15 protein-coding genes are annotated in these 16933 nt (G+C 46.9%); 12 read left to right on the forward strand and 3 right to left on the reverse strand.

Annotation, left to right across the window (positions count from 1 at the left end; genetic code table 11):
* The first annotated feature begins 8 nt into the window (after positions 1 to 8).
* The 9 genes from CST_RS09260 to nifH all read left to right on the forward strand — a co-directional run bounded on the left by CST_RS09260 (position 9) and on the right by nifH (position 9450).
* Positions 9 to 1484, forward strand: coding sequence for a nitrogenase component 1 (locus CST_RS09260; protein ID WP_015485079.1), 1476 nt, complete (start codon positions 9 to 11; stop codon positions 1482 to 1484).
* Positions 1481 to 2824: a nitrogenase component 1 gene (locus CST_RS09265; RefSeq protein ID WP_015359633.1), complete on the forward strand. Its 1344-nt coding sequence runs from the start codon at positions 1481 to 1483 to the stop codon at positions 2822 to 2824. Before CST_RS09260 ends, CST_RS09265 begins: the two co-directional genes overlap by 4 nt.
* 12 nt (positions 2825 to 2836) lie before the next feature.
* Positions 2837 to 3172 carry a NifB/NifX family molybdenum-iron cluster-binding protein gene (locus tag CST_RS09270; RefSeq protein ID WP_015359634.1) on the forward strand — a complete coding sequence of 112 codons (336 nt, stop codon included), beginning with the start codon at positions 2837 to 2839 and terminating at the stop codon, positions 3170 to 3172.
* Positions 3173 to 3187: 15 nt separating this feature from the next.
* Positions 3188 to 4063: a radical SAM protein gene (locus CST_RS09275; protein WP_015359635.1), complete on the forward strand. Its 876-nt coding sequence runs from the start codon at positions 3188 to 3190 to the stop codon at positions 4061 to 4063.
* A gap of 136 nt (positions 4064 to 4199) precedes the next feature.
* Entirely contained in the window at positions 4200 to 5525 is a 1326-nt protein-coding gene (locus CST_RS09280; RefSeq protein WP_015359636.1) for an O-acetylhomoserine aminocarboxypropyltransferase/cysteine synthase family protein, read from the forward strand.
* Between the two features lie 14 nt (positions 5526 to 5539).
* Complete coding sequence (locus CST_RS09285) at positions 5540 to 6622, forward strand: ABC transporter substrate-binding protein (protein ID WP_015359637.1); 1083 nt, start codon at positions 5540 to 5542, stop codon at positions 6620 to 6622.
* A 76-nt stretch (positions 6623 to 6698) separates the two neighbouring features.
* On the forward strand, positions 6699 to 7781 hold the full coding sequence (locus tag CST_RS09290; protein WP_015359638.1) for an ABC transporter permease: 1083 nt from the start codon (positions 6699 to 6701) through the stop codon (positions 7779 to 7781).
* Positions 7766 to 8581 carry an ABC transporter ATP-binding protein gene (locus tag CST_RS09295; protein ID WP_015485080.1) on the forward strand — a complete coding sequence of 272 codons (816 nt, stop codon included), beginning with the start codon at positions 7766 to 7768 and terminating at the stop codon, positions 8579 to 8581. Before CST_RS09290 ends, CST_RS09295 begins: the two co-directional genes overlap by 16 nt.
* 20 nt (positions 8582 to 8601) lie before the next feature.
* On the forward strand, positions 8602 to 9450 hold the full coding sequence (gene nifH, locus CST_RS09300; protein ID WP_015359640.1) for a nitrogenase iron protein: 849 nt from the start codon (positions 8602 to 8604) through the stop codon (positions 9448 to 9450).
* A 15-nt stretch (positions 9451 to 9465) separates the two neighbouring features.
* Here nifH and CST_RS09305 read toward each other — a convergent pair whose 3' ends face one another.
* A complete protein-coding gene (locus CST_RS09305; RefSeq protein ID WP_015359641.1) occupies positions 9466 to 10842 on the reverse strand; it encodes an MATE family efflux transporter in 1377 nt (458 codons plus the stop codon).
* A 237-nt stretch (positions 10843 to 11079) separates the two neighbouring features.
* Here CST_RS09305 and nagB point away from each other — a divergent pair, with 237 nt between their 5' ends.
* On the forward strand, positions 11080 to 11793 hold the full coding sequence (gene nagB, locus CST_RS09310) for a glucosamine-6-phosphate deaminase (protein WP_015359642.1): 714 nt from the start codon (positions 11080 to 11082) through the stop codon (positions 11791 to 11793).
* A gap of 643 nt (positions 11794 to 12436) precedes the next feature.
* Positions 12437 to 13771 carry a magnesium transporter gene (mgtE, locus tag CST_RS09315; RefSeq protein WP_015359643.1) on the forward strand — a complete coding sequence of 445 codons (1335 nt, stop codon included), beginning with the start codon at positions 12437 to 12439 and terminating at the stop codon, positions 13769 to 13771.
* Between the two features lie 80 nt (positions 13772 to 13851).
* On the opposite strand, the gene feoB is transcribed toward mgtE, so the two are convergent.
* Together feoB and CST_RS09325 are read right to left on the reverse strand one after the other, a co-directional pair.
* Positions 13852 to 16002: a ferrous iron transport protein B gene (gene feoB / locus CST_RS09320; protein ID WP_015359644.1), complete on the reverse strand. Its 2151-nt coding sequence runs from the start codon at positions 16000 to 16002 to the stop codon at positions 13852 to 13854.
* Positions 16003 to 16030: 28 nt separating this feature from the next.
* On the reverse strand, positions 16031 to 16270 hold the full coding sequence (locus CST_RS09325) for a FeoA family protein (protein WP_015359645.1): 240 nt from the start codon (positions 16268 to 16270) through the stop codon (positions 16031 to 16033).
* A gap of 145 nt (positions 16271 to 16415) precedes the next feature.
* Here CST_RS09325 and CST_RS09330 point away from each other — a divergent pair, with 145 nt between their 5' ends.
* The gene (locus CST_RS09330; RefSeq protein ID WP_015359646.1) at positions 16416 to 16928 is read left to right on the forward strand and encodes an iron dependent repressor, metal binding and dimerization domain protein; all 513 of its coding nucleotides are present in this window, start codon (positions 16416 to 16418) and stop codon (positions 16926 to 16928) included.
* Positions 16929 to 16933 lie beyond the last annotated feature (5 nt).

Raw genomic sequence — 16933 nt, forward strand, 5'->3', positions numbered from 1 at the left:
AATGGCATATGACAGGGATAAATTTGTCCATTCCCGAGGTCCAGATACGGGAAATCCGCATCAACTCAATCACCGGATACCATGGCGATGCCGAGGAACTGGTCAGAGCCGGGAAAACCGGTCTCAAAGACCGGGATCGTTCTTTCAGCCAGTGTATGGGCTGCGCAACCTCCAAAGCAGCATGCATGACAATTCTTATACAGGACGCGGCGGTAATCAGTCACGGACCGTTGGGATGCGCCTCCTGCCTTCATGAATTTGCTTTTACATACAGGGTGAATTCCCCCATAAGGGATCTTAAAAATCCTACACGCCGTTATATTTTCTCCACAAATCTGCAGGAAAGGGACACCATTTACGGCGGAAGCGCCAAACTTGCCCGGGCAATCCGTGAAGTGTACAGCCGTACCCGGGCGAACGCCATATTTGTGCTGACAACCTGCGCGTTGGCCATCATCGGGGACGATGTGGAAAGCGTATGCGTTGAGGCTGAGGAAGAACTGGGGATTCCCGTCATAGCGGTTTTCTGCGAAGGTTTTCGTTCCAAAGTCTGGACAACAGGTTTTGACGCCGCATATCACGCCATTGCAAGAAAGCTTATAAAAAAACCCCTGCGACGTCGCAGTGATCTCATTAATGTCATTAATTTCTGGGGAAGCGACGTATTCGCCGAATGGTTTGCCCCGTTTGGTGCAAAACCTAACTACATTACCCCCTATTCGACGGTTGAAAGTCTTGAATCGGCCGGTGAAGCCACCGCGACTGTTCAGGCATGCTCTACGCTCGGAAGTTATCTTGGCGCCGTGCTTGAACAGGAGTTCGGGGTCCCGGAAATACCTGCAGCCCCGCCTTACGGAATTGCGCAAACAGACAGGTGGTTCAGGGCACTGGGAAAAATACTCGGCAAGGAAGACATAGCAGAGAAAGTCATAGCCGAAAAGAAAAAGAAATATCTGCCGAGGATAGAAGAACTGCGCAGGGAACTGAGCGGAAAAACCGCCTATGTCACTGCCGGTGCGGCTCATGGCCATGCCCTTCTGGACGTGCTTGGTGAGCTGGGTTTAAATGCCGTAGGCGCCGCCATTTTTCACCATGATCCGGTTTATGACAGCAAAAGGCCCGAAAATGACCAGCTTGCCCAACGGGTGTCTGACTACGGAAACGTCCCCAATTACAACGTTTGCAACAGGCAGGAATCTGAACTTGTCAACGCCCTTAACCGTATTCGGCCCGACGTATTACTGGCAAGGCACGGCGGTATGACGCTGTGGGGGGCGAAACTCGGAATTCCAACCCTTCTTGTCGGGGACGAACACTTTTCAATGGGCTACGAAGGTCTCGTGAATTACGGTGAACGGTTACTGGAAGCAATCGAGAACGACGAGTTTGTGAAAAACCTGCGGAAACATGCTGTCATCCCGTATACGAAATGGTGGCTGGAACAGCCCACCGACTACTTTCTCGAAGGGGGGCCGGGTCTATGATCAAACCGGTGGTTATAGAACAGCAGCGTTTTACCTGCGCTATAGGCGCGTTGCAAAGCGTGGTGGCAATCCCCAGGGCGGTACCGATACTTCACTCCGGTCCGGGGTGCGGGGAGATGATTGCAGGATTTTTTGAGCGTTCAGCAGGTTACGCCGGCGGGTGCACTTCCCCCTGCACGAATTTTTCCGAAAAAGAAGTGGTTTTTGGCGGAACAGGCAGACTAAGGCAAATTATAGCAAATACATACAAAGTGCTTGATACAGATTTGCAGGTGGTAATGACGGGCTGCACCGCTGCTATCGTAGGCGATGACATAAACAGTGTTGTGGCTGAGTTCGCCCGCCAGGGAAAACCTGTTGTCGCCGTTGAAACCGCAGGATTCAATGCCACAAACTTCGAGGCCCACAGTATCGTTGTAAATGCAATCATAGACCAGTATGTAAGCAGGTTTGAATCCGAAAACAGACCGCGTTCGGAAAAAAACACCGTCAATCTGTTTGCGTCAATCCCCTACCAGGATCCTTTCTGGAAAGGAAATCTTGCGGAATACAAACGTCTGCTTGCCGGAATCGGGCTTAAAGCAAACGTGCTGTTCGGGCCGGAGTCAGACGGCGTTAAGGAATGGCAGTCAATCCCGAAAGCCAATTTCAATATCCTTGTCTCTCCGTGGTACGGCAAACCCATCGCGGACAATCTTAAATCCAGGTACGGGCAGGATTACACCTGGTTCAGTCACATCCCTATTGGCGCAAATGAAACCGAATCCTTCCTTAATCAGGTTCTGGAATTTGCGGTTGACCACGGTGCCGAGATTGACGAGCAAAAAGCCCGTGCATTCATAAAGCACGAATCAGATGCCTATTATGAAGAAATTGAAAACCTGGCCACGTTTCTTCTGGAATTCAGGTACGGACTTCCAAACCATGTTCATATACTGCATGACGCCGGGTATGTCGTCGCGCTGTCTAAATTCCTTCTCCATGAAGTGGGAATAGTACCGAAAGAACAGTTTGTCACAGACGGCACGCCTGAAAAATACCATGAGGCCATCCGGGCCGATCTCAGCAGTATAAGCGACAAGCGGGAAATTCCCGTCTATTTTGAGCCCGATGCCGGGAAAGCGCAGGAAATTCTGAGAAAAATCCGGCACAAAGGCAGAGGGCTCATAATAGGCTCGGGCTGGGACAGGGAACTTGCGAAGGAAAAAGGTTACGATTTCCTTTCTGCCGCTCTTCCCTCTCCTTACCGGCTGATCCTTACTACAAACTATGCCGGGTTTACAGGAGGACTCAGGGTTATTGAGGACATCTACCATATGGTCCTTTCCACTTACGCATAGGGGGGTGATTTCATGAGCTACCGGGTTGGTTTTGCCAGTATTGACGGCACGTTTATTGACCAGCATTTTGGTTCGGCAAAATACTGGCAGATATATGACATAGGTGACACCGCACAATTTGTTGAAACCCGCAAAACAGTACCGGGATGCCGGGGAAACTGCGACAGCGGCTTTGAACATATCCTTCATGTCCTTAAGGACTGCGACGCAATTTTTGTATTAAAAATCGGGGAATATGCCGCAAGGACGGTTATAAGCAGGGGCAAAAGGGTGTTTGAAGCTTCTGGCGAAATAGAGGAAATAATCTCCAGGCTTCTTGAAGAAAATTTTCTGAAAAACCAGCTGTAAAAGGAGAAATGTCAAATGAAAACAAATTTTGAATATCTTATGAAACTGCATCCCTGCTTTGCCGCCGGAGCAAAAAATTACAAGGGACGGGTTCATCTTCCCGTTTCCCCCGGTTGCAATATTTTTTGCAAATTCTGCAAACGGAGTTTCAATGACACCGTCAACCGTCCCGGTGTGGCCAGAGGAATAATTTCCCCCTCGGAAGCGGTTGAAACTGTCAGAAAAGCCGTCGCCCTATGCCCGGACATCACCGTCGCAGGCGTGGCAGGACCGGGGGAACCCCTCGCAACCCCCTATGCTCTCGAAACATTCAGGCTTATAAAAAAGGAATTCCCCGACATTATTAAATGCATGAGCACAAACGGGCTTTTGCTTCCTGATTATGCTGAAGACATAATCGAAGCCGGCATTGACAGCCTCACGGTCACCGTGAATGCCATTAACCCCGATATACAGGCACGGATATGCGAAGGCATTGTTTACGGGGGGAAATTCGTGGCCGGGCGCGAGGCTGCGGAAATACTCATAGCCAATCAGCTATCGGGCATAAAAAAAATATCCGGTGCCGGTATCACCGTCAAGGTAAATACGGTATTAATCCCCGAAATCAATGCCGGGCATGTTACGGACGTGTCAAAAACCGTGGCCGAACACGGCGCCTCAATATTCAACATCATCCCGCTGATTCCTCAGCACGGGCTCAGCTGGTGCAGTGCGCCGGACTGCGGACTTATCAGTAAAGCAAGAACTGAAGCGGAAAAATATATAAAAGTGTTCCGGCATTGCCAGAGATGCCGTGCCGACGCGGCGGGGATACCCGGCAGCCGCGACATAAGCCGGATGATTTACATTACTCCTGTCATACCTGAAAACACTTTCTCCCATGGATGATAAAAACAATATAGCATTTCGGTGTAAAACAGACTAAAGCATTGCATTTAAGGAGGTGGTTTGACATGTGTTGTGACTGTACGAGGAAGGACAATCCCCGATGTTTAACATTTGAATCAAAGAAAGGAGAACAAGTATGTCCGTTGTTCCTGAAAAGAACAATTACCGTTTTGACACGCAAAGGCTCAGAGCCGGATACGACCCCAAAGAACACAACTATGCAGTATCACCTCCAATATATCAGACCACATCCTATGATTTCAGAGATGTGGCGCATGCTATGGCTTTGTTCGGCTTTCGCGAGACAGGAAATCTCTACAGCCGCGTAGGAAACCCAACGGTAAGTATCCTCGAGCAGCGCGTCGCGGCCCTTGACGGTGCGGCCGGCGCGGTTGCCCTGGCTTCGGGTATGGCGGCAATAAGTTACACGCTTCTCAATATAGCCGAAGGCGGAGGCAGAATCCTCACATCTCCTTTCCTGTACGGCGGAAGCGCGGACAGTTTCAAGAAAATTTATCCGAAATTCGGCATTACGATAGATTTTGCCCGGAACATAGAAAATCCCGAAAAGCTTGCGGAGGAGATCAGGCCTGACACCAAAGCCATTTTCGTGGAAAGCATAAGCAACCCCAACACAGTGCTGCTGGACATTGACGCCATCGCCGAAGTTGCCCATGAACACGGCATACCGTTGGTGGTAGACAACACGGTCGCCACCCCGTACCTTTACAATCCCATTGCCCACGGCGCGGATATAGTCGTTTATTCGGCCACAAAAGGCCTTACCGGTCACGGAAACATCATTGCAGGGATTGTGCTGGAAAGCGGCAAATTTAACTGGCAGTCGGAAAAATTCCCGCAGTTTTCCGAAAGATATTACACCCTTCGTGACATAAACGGAAACCACCGAAGCTTTCCCGAAGTATTCCCTGAAACGCCTTTTACCTCAAGAATCAGATTCAACTACCTGAACTATTTCGGCGCGGCTTTGTCGCCTTTCAACGCCTACCTTGCGCTTATAGGCCTTGAAACATTGTCTGAACGGGTTGCAAAACAGGTTCGGAACGCTGAAATTCTGGCCGAATACTTAAGCAATCATGAAGCGGTGGAATGGGTTCGGTATCCCACACTTAAAAACAGCCCGTACCGTGCACTGGCAGAGCGGGACTTTCCGAAAGGCGCGGGCGGCATACTCTCTTTTGGTTTCAAGGGAACCGAAGCCCAGCGGGAGGCATTTCTGAATTCGGTTCAGCTGTTCCACTATCACGTCAATATTGGTGACGCCCGCAGCCTCATCGTCAACTCACCGCAGACCACCCACAGCGAGCTTGAACCCGAAGAAAAGAAACTGGCCGATATTCCCGAAAATCTGATACGCATATCCGCAGGCCTTGAAGACCCTGATGACCTTATTGCCGATTTGGAACAGGCATTTAAAAAAGCCTTTGAAATAAAAAACTGAAGGAGGAATATTTCATGGGAAAATTCAGAACAGTATGCATTTTTTTGGTACTTATTCTCGTTGCCGCAGTGATTGCGGCATGCGGCAGCGCAAACAGAAGCAATGACAATGCGCAGGCAAATCAGCTTCCTGCGTCAGGCGCGGAAACGACAGACACCACTGAGAAATTCAAATACGGAAAAATTGATATTCCAGGAAAAAGCGGCTCCCTTTGCGCCGCCCCGATTTACATAGCCTATGAAAAGGGATTTTTTGCCGAGGAAGGTTTTGATGTAAACCTCATTTCCGCCGATACCGAAACACGCAAAATAGGCCTTAACAACGGTACTATACCCATTGTCAACGGCGATTTTCAGTTCTTCCCCTCCATTGAGAACGACGTAAAGGTCAAAGTCGTCGACGGACTGCACTATGGATGCATTAAGCTCCTTGTCAAAAAAGATTCACCGATACAAAGCGTTGAGGACATAAGAGGCAAAAAAATCAGCGTGGACGAAATAGGCGGCACACCGCACCAGGTTGCAGCGGTATGGCTTGAAAAAAACGGCATTTCGGCGAAGCCTGAAGACGGAGAAGTCACGTTCCTGCCGTTCGAGGACGGTAACCTGGCAGTGGAAGCGCTGAACAAGGGTGAAGTCGATGTTGCGGCGCTGTGGGATCCGTTTGGATCGGTACTGGAGAAAACAGGAAACTACCGCGTTCTCCTTGACATATCCAAAGACGAACCTTTTGCCGACAAATACTGCTGCTTCCTTTATGCTTCGGAAAAATGGATAAATGAAGAGCCCGAAAAGCTTGCGGCACTTCTTCGCGCTTATCACAAGGCTCAGAACTGGATAGCCGAAAACCCCGAAGAAACGGTGGATATCATCATCGACAAAAAGTATTCTCAAATTGAGGACAGAGAACTGGCAATTGAACTAATCAGGAGTTATAAATACCCCACTTATGAAGAAAGGGCCCAGCACCCGACAAGGGTACGCGACAATGTGCTGTACTTTGCGGAGCAGCTTTACGGTATCGGTTATCTTACGACAGATCCCGAAAGTTTTACCGACCGCGCGTATTATGAAATTGACGTAAACGCCGGTAAATAAACTTGATATCCTGCCCTACGGCGTTACGCCTCGGGCAGGATAAGTGTGACAATAAAAACACAGGAGGCATCAGGCAATGCGTGATCTAACCGAATTTATTCCAGCGGCGCCAATTTCCGAAGCAGTCAAGCCTGCTGAAGAAAGACAGCTTCGCCAAAAAACGAAAATTATATCCCCCGCCCGGTGGTGGCTGAGTTTTTCGATTACCCTTGCCGGCTTTGCGGCAGCCATTGCTGTTAACCTTTTTGTAAGGCAGATAGCGGATGTGGAAATAAAAACCTATACCGTAGCGGGATTTAACCTTACTTTCAACACTCTGTACAGGCTGGTTATAGGTGCCGTTATCCTGTTATATGCAGCCGTTGGCATATATTCATACTTTGACCCCGACAGAAAGGCAAAATTTGCAAGCCGGGCACCTTTCAGGTTTGTAATGGGTATTGTCCTTGCCGTGTGGGATATTCTGGGCACAAAACTCCTGTTGCTGCCCCAGCCTTTCTTCCCCGGTCCGGCCAAAATTCTCGAGCCTTTCCTCATCGAGCCCGATTTCATACTGGAGAACACTCTTTATTCGCTGAAACTGTATTTCGCAGGCTTCTCCCTCGGGGTTATCCTGGGGGTCGGAACGGGAATTCTTATAGGCTGGTTCCCGAAAGTGTATTACTGGCTTTATCCCGTTCTGAAAATGACCGGCGTAATACCGTCGGTCGCATGGATGCCTTTTGCTCTGACCCTGTTCCCCACCCCGTTCATGGCAGCGGTATTCTTAATAGTCATTTGCGGGTGGTTTTCCATTGCATCGCTTACCGCCCAGGGAATACAATCCACTCCGAAAGCTTTGTTTGAAGTAGCCCGGACATTGGGCGCAAAAACCCCGTACCTGGTATTCCATGTGGCGATTCCTCAGGCCATGCCCCAGATTTTTACCGGAATATCCAACGCAAACGGATTTGCCTTCACCACTCTGGTCATGGCAGAAATGATGGGGCAGCCCGGCGGACTGGGATATTACATAAACTTAAGCAAAGTGTGGTCGGCCTATTACAAGGTGTTTGCAGCCATCCTCGTAATGGCTGTGCTTTTCAGCCTTATAATGAAAATCATCGGCGTTATAAGATCAAGGGTGCTGCGGTGGCAGAAAGGATGGGTAAAGGAATGAATAAGGAATTGCCGGGGATCAAGGACATAATTCTGGAAATAAAAAATGTAAGTCACACCTACTACGACGATTACGACAACCACGTCGAAGCGCTTCAGGACATTAACCTTTCGGTAAGACGCGGTGAATTTCTTTCAATTATAGGTTCGTCGGGTTGCGGAAAAACCACGCTTTTACGGCTCATAGCCGGACTTGAGAAGCCGGAGACGGGGCAGCTCACGTTGAACGGTCAGCCTATAACCGGCCCCGATCCGCAGCGGGGTTATGTTTTTCAGCAGGGCGGACTTTTTCAGTGGCTGACGGTGGAGAAAAACATTGCCGCAGGCCTTAAAGCCCGTGGTATATACAGGCAGAACAGGGACCTTGTAGCAAAATTTATCGAACTTATAGGGCTAAAAGGGTTTGAAAAGGCATATCCCCATCAGCTCAGCGGAGGAATGGCGCAGCGTGTTGCAATAGCCCGGGCGTTAATCAATAACCCCGAGGTTTTGCTTCTCGATGAGCCAATGGGGGCACTGGACACATTCACCCGTGCGGATATCCAGGATAAATTGCTGGAACTTCACAGGCAGAATAAAACCACAATGATCCTTGTAACCCATGACGTAGATGAAGCCGTTTACCTTTCGGACCGCATTGTAATTATGACTCCGCGTCCGGGAAGGATAAGTGAAATTATGGAGGTAAAACTCACCCATCCCCGCCACCGTGGAAGTACCGAATTCCTTCATATCCGGCGTGACATTATGGAAAAACTTCATCTGGCAAGCGCGCTGCCGCAGCCTGAATATATCATATAAAACCAGCGGAGGTGAGTATTATGGGCAGCAAAACCAGGCAAATAGCAATTTACGGCAAAGGAGGAATAGGAAAATCCACCACCACACAAAATCTTACAGCCGGACTTGCCGAAATGGGCAGGAAAGTAATGGTTGTCGGATGCGATCCAAAAGCTGATTCCACACGCCTGCTTCTCGGGACTCTTGCCCAGCGCACCGTTCTCGATACAATCCGTGAAACCGGCGAGGACGTGGATTTGGACAGCATTGTGCGTACGGGTTTTCGCGGTGTCAAATGCGTTGAATCAGGCGGTCCCGAGCCCGGTGTCGGGTGTGCAGGCCGGGGAATTATAACCTCAATAGGGCTTCTTGAACAACTGGGGGCATATACCGAAGACCTGGATTATGTTTTTTATGACGTTCTCGGCGATGTTGTCTGCGGCGGGTTTGCAATGCCAATCAGGGAAGGCAAGGCAAAGGAAATATATATTGTCGCCAGCGGTGAAATGATGGCTCTGTACGCCGCGAACAATATAGCAAAGGGCATAGCAAGGTTCGCGATGAAAGGCGGGGCAAGGCTCGGCGGAATAATATGCAACAGCCGGAACGTGGACCGGGAAATCGAGCTTCTGCGGGCCTTCTGTGAAGAACTGGGAACTCAGCTTCTGTATTTCATACCAAGGGATAATGTGGTCCAGCGGGCCGAAATCAACCGCAAAACAGTGATAGAATATGCTCCCCGTTCCGCCCAGGCCGATGAATACCGCAAGCTTGCAAAAGCCATAGACGAGAACACCTGTTTCACAATCCCAAAGCCCATGTCCCAGGAGCGTCTGGAACAAATCCTTCTTGAATACGGACTTATGGATTCGCCGGAAGAAAGCCGTTAAATCCGAAATCCCGATTTACACTATTGTTTTCACCCATACCCTCTTTCTTAAAAGTATAAAACCCACTATTACCTTTATTATTTCCGCAAACTGGATTACCGGAAAGATTACTTTTACAGGAAGTCCCGCAACATAATAAAGTGAAAAGGCAAGCGGGACCGACACAAGCCACAGAATGCCCGAATCAAATGCAAAAGTAATAATGGTCTTGCCTCCGCTTCTGAGCGTGAAATAAGATGCGTTTGAAAAGGCGTTCAGAGGCATCACGAAAGAGCAGACACGGATAAAATACAGCGCCAGCCGCTTTGATTCTTCACCTGTCTTAAAAAGATTTACAATTGCGCCGGAGGTAAAATACAGCGCAACGCCCACACAAACGCTGACCGAAAGCGACAGCGCAATCATTTTCCGGACGTTGTCAACCGCTTCTTCGTGTCTGCCTGCCCCAAGGGATTTTCCGGCAATTATCCCTATGCTTGATCCCAATGAAAGAAAAGCAATATTAAAAAGGTTAATCACAGAAGTAGCGATTGAAATTGCCGCCACAACGGATATTCCGTGCAGCGAATAGGCAACGGATAATGCAGTCATCCCCCCTGACCAGAGAAGTTCGTTGACAAGCAGAGGCATTCCCTTCGCAAGAATGGAAACAAATAGCTTCCCCGGTACCTTCAGGCTTCTGAACGCGCCGTTAATATAAGTATACTTTGCCCGTTTTACAAAAATGTAACATGCCTGAATGACAAACTCGGCAAACCTGGACATTACCGTGGCAATCGCCGCGCCGGTCACTCCCAGTTCAGGGAAACCTGCTTTTCCGAATATCAAAAGATAGTTAAAAACTCCGTTTATAACAACCGCCGCAAGGCCGGCCGTCATCGGGGTAAAAGTGTTACCCGTCTCTCTCAGCGTGCTTGCCAGTATCTGGGATAATGCAAACGGAACAAGGCCGGCAAGAATTACCCTAAAATACTCTTTCGCGAACGAAAGCGTCAGAGCAATATCACCACTGTCGTCAACCTCATGAAGAAACAGGTTTATAAAAAAGTCGTCGTAAAAGGTAAATAACAGCATAGCCGCCGCAGTAATTAAAACGGCGATTATCAGTTTCATCCGCAGAGTATATCTGATACCCTCATCGTCGTTCTTTCCGTAAAACTGAGAAGTGAATATTCCTATTCCGCTAAGCCCGCCGAATATGCAAAGATTGAAAACAAACAAAATCTGGTTAACAATTGAGACACCGGACATCTGCTCGGTGCCTAAAGCCCCCACCATCAGATTGTCAAGCATGCTAACCAGGTTGGTTATGAAATTCTGCAGCATTATCGGCATTGCCACGGTCAATGCCATTTTGTAAAACGATCTGTCGCCTATGTATTTTCTTCTCATCAAAATAATTCCTTCAGAGATTCCTTTCGATGCCAGCATACTTTCATAATATAGACGATTCTTGGCGACAAGTCAATAACACAATTTGGATCGGGATCGGGGGCACGCTCAAAATAATTCAGTGACCCGGGAAAGCATCCATCAAAACTTTATAAAAAAAGAGTACAATGATATAATTATCACAAGCATACAAAGCGTAGATTTGCTGAATATTCACAGCGGGAAAGGTGAGCGATTATGAGAATTATCAATGTTAAGGACTACGAAGAAATGAGCAGGAAGGCCGCAGACCTCATAGCTGCTCAGATAATCCTGAACCCAAAAAGCGTATTGGGCCTTGCAACAGGCTCCTCGCCAATTGGCACATATGAGCGTCTTGTGGAGTTGAACAGAAACGGGGTGATTGACTTCTCCCATGTAACCACAATCAACCTTGATGAGTATTATGGTTTGGATCCCACCCACGATCAAAGCTATCGGTATTTCATGAACAAACACCTGTTTTCAAGGGTCAATATTAACATGGCCAACACCCATCTTCCGGACGGGAAAGCCAAGGATATAGACGCGGAGTGTAGACGTTACGACGATTTAATTGAAAGCGTGGGTGGAATTGATTTACAGCTTCTCGGCATAGGACATAACGGTCATATCGGATTCAACGAACCGTCTGATGAGTTCATTCCCGGCACACACTGTGTTTCATTATCCGAAAGCACAATTAACGCCAATTCAAGGTTTTTCAAGTCAAGGGACGAAGTACCGAGAAAAGCGATTACGATGGGGATAAAAGCCATCATGCAGGCAAGAAAGGTTTTACTTATCGCCAGCGGTGAGGACAAAAAAGAAATACTGAAAAAAGCATTGTTCGGACCTATAACCCCTCAGGTTCCCGCCTCAATCCTGCAATTGCATAAAGACCTGACGGTGATAACGCCACTGGATATCTAAGTCAGTTGAAATTAACGAAACTCCGGTTTTAAACCGGAGTTTTTGTTATTGACAACCGGCGGTTATAAACATAGAATAGTATTGATACAAAAGACTTTAAACGGTATTTTCGGTGTTTTTTTACCCGATCGTTAATTTTCGTGGTTCGGATTTTCAAAAAGCAAAGTGAGGTGAAAAAAATGGAGTCTGGCGGCAGTAGTAATATCGATAACAGCGGAAAGCGTGTGTATGGAAAAAATTCAGTACCGGCAATGCCAAACTCTGTTTTTTTCGGCATAAACCTCATTTTGCGGCATATGTCATGTTAACCCCTTTCCGTACATGCTTTCCCTGATTTCATATCACAACAACAAATAGAGCTTTTTTTAACCCGCAACTATTAAACGGTGTTTGGGTTTTCTTATGTTTTGGCAGGACGCAATATTATGTTGATGTTTAAAATTAACGTTTAAACTTCAACATAAATGTTTCTTTTTGTCTTTTGCGGCACTGCCGTTTCCATGGATCAATTTACGAAAGAGAGGTGGTAGTTGTGGATCCTGTCCCGTTACCTGCCAATTCAATGCAAAAAAACAGCAATACCAGAATCAGAGCCATAACTACTCCTCCGGGGAGGTGGCTCTGTCGGAAGGAGGCACCGTAAATGAAAGAGTTAATCCTTAATCTTATCGACAGCGGCAATTACAGCGAAGCAAGGAAAAAACTGATTGAAATGAATGAGGTTGATATAGCGCAATTACTGGAAGAACTGGACAAGCAAAAGCTTTTGATAATTTTTAGGATATTGCCGAAAGAAATTGCCGCAGGAGTGTTTTCATATATTTCCAACCAGCTTCAGGAATATATTATCGCATCAATTACCGACAGGGAAATCAAAAATATCATTGATGAGCTGTTTTTGGATGATACGATTGACTTTCTTGAAGAAATGCCTTCAAACATTGTCAAAAGAGTCCTGCAGGCCACAGATGATGAAACAAGAAAGCTTATAAATCAGTTTCTCAAATACCCGGAAGATTCAGCCGGGAGCATCATGACAATCGAATATGTGGATCTTAAAAAGGAAATGACCGTAAAACAGGCCCTGGAACACATAAAGGAAACAGGCGTGGATAAGGAAACAATTGATACCTGTTATGTTCTGAATGAAAACAGGATCCTTGAAGGCGTAATACCGATAAGAAAGCTTATATTGAGTGACGAAACCACTGTTGTGAAAGACATCATGGATACTGATCCGGTTTATGTAAATACTCATGATGACCAGGAAAAGATTGCTTCATTGTTCAAAAAGTATGATTTAATTTCAATGCCCGTTGTGGACAATGAACGAAGGCTTGTAGGCATTGTGACCATTGACGACGTCGTGGACATTATTGATCAGGAAAACACCGAAGACTTTCAGAAAATGGCCGCCATGCATCCGTCGGATGAAGAATACCTGAAAACAAGCCCCTGGGTGCTTGCAAAACACAGAATTACATGGCTTGTGATCCTGATGATATCCGCGGCTTTTACAGGTAATATTATTAACAAATATAATAATATATTACAGTCGATAGTAATTCTTACCTCATTCATTCCGATGCTGATGGACACAGGCGGAAACGCCGGCTCGCAATCTTCAACGCTTATAATAAGGGGCCTGGCCCTTGGCGAAATTACGACGAGGGATATTTTCAGGGTTATACTTAAAGAGGTTCAGGTAAGTTTTATCTGTGGTTTTGTTTTGGCCGCGCTGAATTTTATAAGAATATATTTCCTGGAAAAAATTAATCTGCTCGTGACATTGACGGTATGCGTAACATTATTCTTCACCGTTATGCTGGCCAAAATTATCGGTTGTGTGCTGCCAATACTGGCGAAAATGCTCAAAGTTGATCCTGCGATAATGGCAAGCCCGCTTCTTACGACCATTGTCGATGCCACATCGCTTATGATATATTTCACATTCGCCACATGGATACTTCATATATGAAAAGTCATTAAAGCATGAAAATTGCAGCCGGAAGCGCGGATAATGGCGCCTCCGGCTTTATTGCCCTGTTATTAAGAATATTAAACCAGCCCAAGAAGCCGTGCGCCGTTTGCCACGATAAAACAAATAACAAAGCCCGCCAGCGTGGGTATCGCAAACGCGGCCAGTGCCCATTTTACACTTCCTGCTTCTTTCTTTATCGTCCACAGGGTTGTACCGCACGGAAAATGCATCAGCGAGAACAGCATAACGCATAAACCTGTAACCCATGTCCATCCGTTGGATACCAGAAGGTTTTTCAGGTCTTCCAGTGAGCTGGGTTCAAGCATTGCCCCTGCTGACAAATAACTCATTACGATAATCGGAATAACAATTTCATTGGCAGGCAAACCAAGTATAAAGGCCATTAAAATATAACCGTCCATTCCGAGCATTTTCCCGAAAGGATCCAGAAAATTTGCGGCGTGGGTCAGAAGGCTTGCATCGTTGATTTTTATATTCGCCATCAGCCATATAACAATTCCCGCAGGCGCGGCGATCGCAACGGCGCGGCCCAGGACAAAAAGCGTCCTGTCAAAAACCGAACGTATAAGAATACGTCCCACCTGAGGCTTCCGGTAGGGAGGCAGCTCGAGCGTAAATGAGGACGGGAACCCTTTTAAAACCGTTTTGGAAAGAATTTTGGAAACGAGAAGTGTCATCAATATTCCCAAAATCACAACAGCGGTTACGGCGAGGGTTGAAATGAGCGACTTGAAATTTTCACTGACCACCCCGCCGATAAAAATAACGCTCATTGCTATAAGTGTAGGAAACCGTCCGTTACAGGGGACGAAATTATTCGTAAGTATTGCAATCAAACGCTCCCTTGGGGAGTCAATTATCCTGCACCCAACTACCCCCGCAGCGTTACAGCCGAAACCCATGCACATAGTCAGCGCCTGTTTCCCGTGAGCGCAGGCTTTCTTGAAAAAATTGTCCAGGTTAAACGCCACCCTCGGCAAATACCCTAAATCCTCAAGAAGCGTGAACAGCGGAAAGAAAATCGCCATTGGCGGAAGCATTACGGAGACAACCCAGGCAAGGGTTCGGAACATTCCAAGTACCAATATGTCATGAAGCCATGCCGGCCAGCGGCGGGTTATAAAAAGTGAACTTAGTTTTTCCTCAATTCCGAACAGAAAATCTGCCAAAAGCCCTGACGGTAAGCTCGCCCCCTCAATGGTAATCCAGAATACCACTGCCAAAAGGGCAAGCATAACGGGAAAGCCAAACACTTTTGAAGTCAGAATTCTGTCAATTTTTCTGTCGAACCGGTCATACTGCCTGTTTGCAAATGTAACTGTCATGCTGCTTATTTCCTCGGCAATTTTTATTAACCGGGTTACGATTCTGTCGCGGAATACATCTGTCGTAACGCCTTTGCCGGCAAGATATTCTTTTGCTTTATTCAGCAGTTCAGCCAGTTCATTGTCACTCATAAGATCAAAGCCAAGATACCTGTTTATGGAGTTTAGTAGGGTTTTATCCCCGTCCAGCAGCCTCAGCGCAACCCACCGCGGGTTTATTCTGCCTTCGGTTAGTTGCTGAATTTTGGGCTGTATCAGAGCAACCGCATATTCAATTTCATCGTCATATGTAATTTTTATAGGTTTTAGCGGTATCCGCCCGCCCGATACCTCATAAACCGCATCCATCAGTTCGTTAAGTCCTTTTTTAATCCGAGCCGCCGTTGCAACAACAGGCACGCCAAGGATCTCGGAAAGCTTATCGCAGTTTATGCGTATTTTCTTTCTTTGCGCTTCATCAATCAGATTCACACAGACAACAACACGTTCGGTTATTTCGAGGGTCTGAAGCACCAGGTTCAGGTTTCTTTCAAGGCATGTGGCGTCAGTAACCACTACAACCGCGTCAGGATTTCCAAAACAGACAAAATCCCGTGCAATTTCCTCCTCTGCCGAGTTTGCCATAAGCGAATAAGTGCCGGGTATATCCACCAAAATAAAATTTTTGTCCTTGTATTTGTACCTTCCCTGGGCATTCGTAACGGTTTTCCCCGGCCAGTTTCCGGTATGCTGGTTAAGTCCCGTTAAACTGTTAAAAACAGTGCTTTTCCCTACATTAGGATTTCCGGAAAGTGCTACCACCTTGTCGTCCGGTGTAATACGCTCAATTTTCAGCTCACTTTGCAATAGACTTATACCGGTGGATTTGTTTGTAAGCCCCATTTTGTGCATCCTCCTCCAATAGATTCAGCTAAGCCATTTCAACAAGAATTTTTCCGGCTTCTTCCGACCTCAGCGCCATTACCGCTCCGCGGATATAATAAGCCGTCGGATCTCCGGACGGGCTTTTCTGAACGGCCTCCACAACCGTGTCGGGTATAAGCCCGATGTCCAGCATCCTTCTGCGGATAATCCCTTCGGATATCAGTTTTACAACTTTACCCTTTTTGCCTATCGGCAGACAGTTTAAAGGAACAATTCTTTTACTCATCTCCATTTCCCCCATATTGTATTGGTTTAAAACTTTAGCGGCGGCTAATTTTTTTATTCAAAACCAATATATGAAACATAAACTGCCGGTGTTACGAATAAGGTTTGAATAGCGGTTAAATCAGTCCGACGAAAGAGGTGGAAATATGAGCAAAGATAACGGATTCCACACCGTCAGGGGATATCAGCTGTTAAATCAGGAGAATAAACTTTTAACCTCAGGTATGGAGGATTATCTTGAAATGATATACAGGAACATGGAGACAGAAGGGTATATCAGAACAAACACGCTTTCGAAGCTTTTGAACGTCAGACCGTCCTCCGCCACAAAGATGGTTCAGAAACTTGCAAAACTCGGGCTTGTGGATTACCGGAAATATGACATCATTATCCTTACCGAAGCAGGAAAGAAATACGGCAAATTTCTGCTTGAACGGCATAAGGTTATTGAAAGGTTTCTGAGAAACATCGGGATTACCGAAAACATTCTTGCGGAAACCGAGCTGATCGAGCATAATATAGGTTTAAATACAATGAAAAACATCGACATGCTGAACATGTTTTTTGAAAAAAACCCTGATATTCTTGAAAAATTCAAAAGGTTCATCGAAGCGCGGCAGGACTCCGAAAAAGACGGAAACAGCGGCAAAACCGATTGAAAGTC

Source organism: Thermoclostridium stercorarium subsp. stercorarium DSM 8532, assembly GCF_000331995.1.
Lineage (GTDB): Bacteria > Bacillota > Clostridia > DSM-8532 > DSM-8532 > Thermoclostridium > Thermoclostridium stercorarium.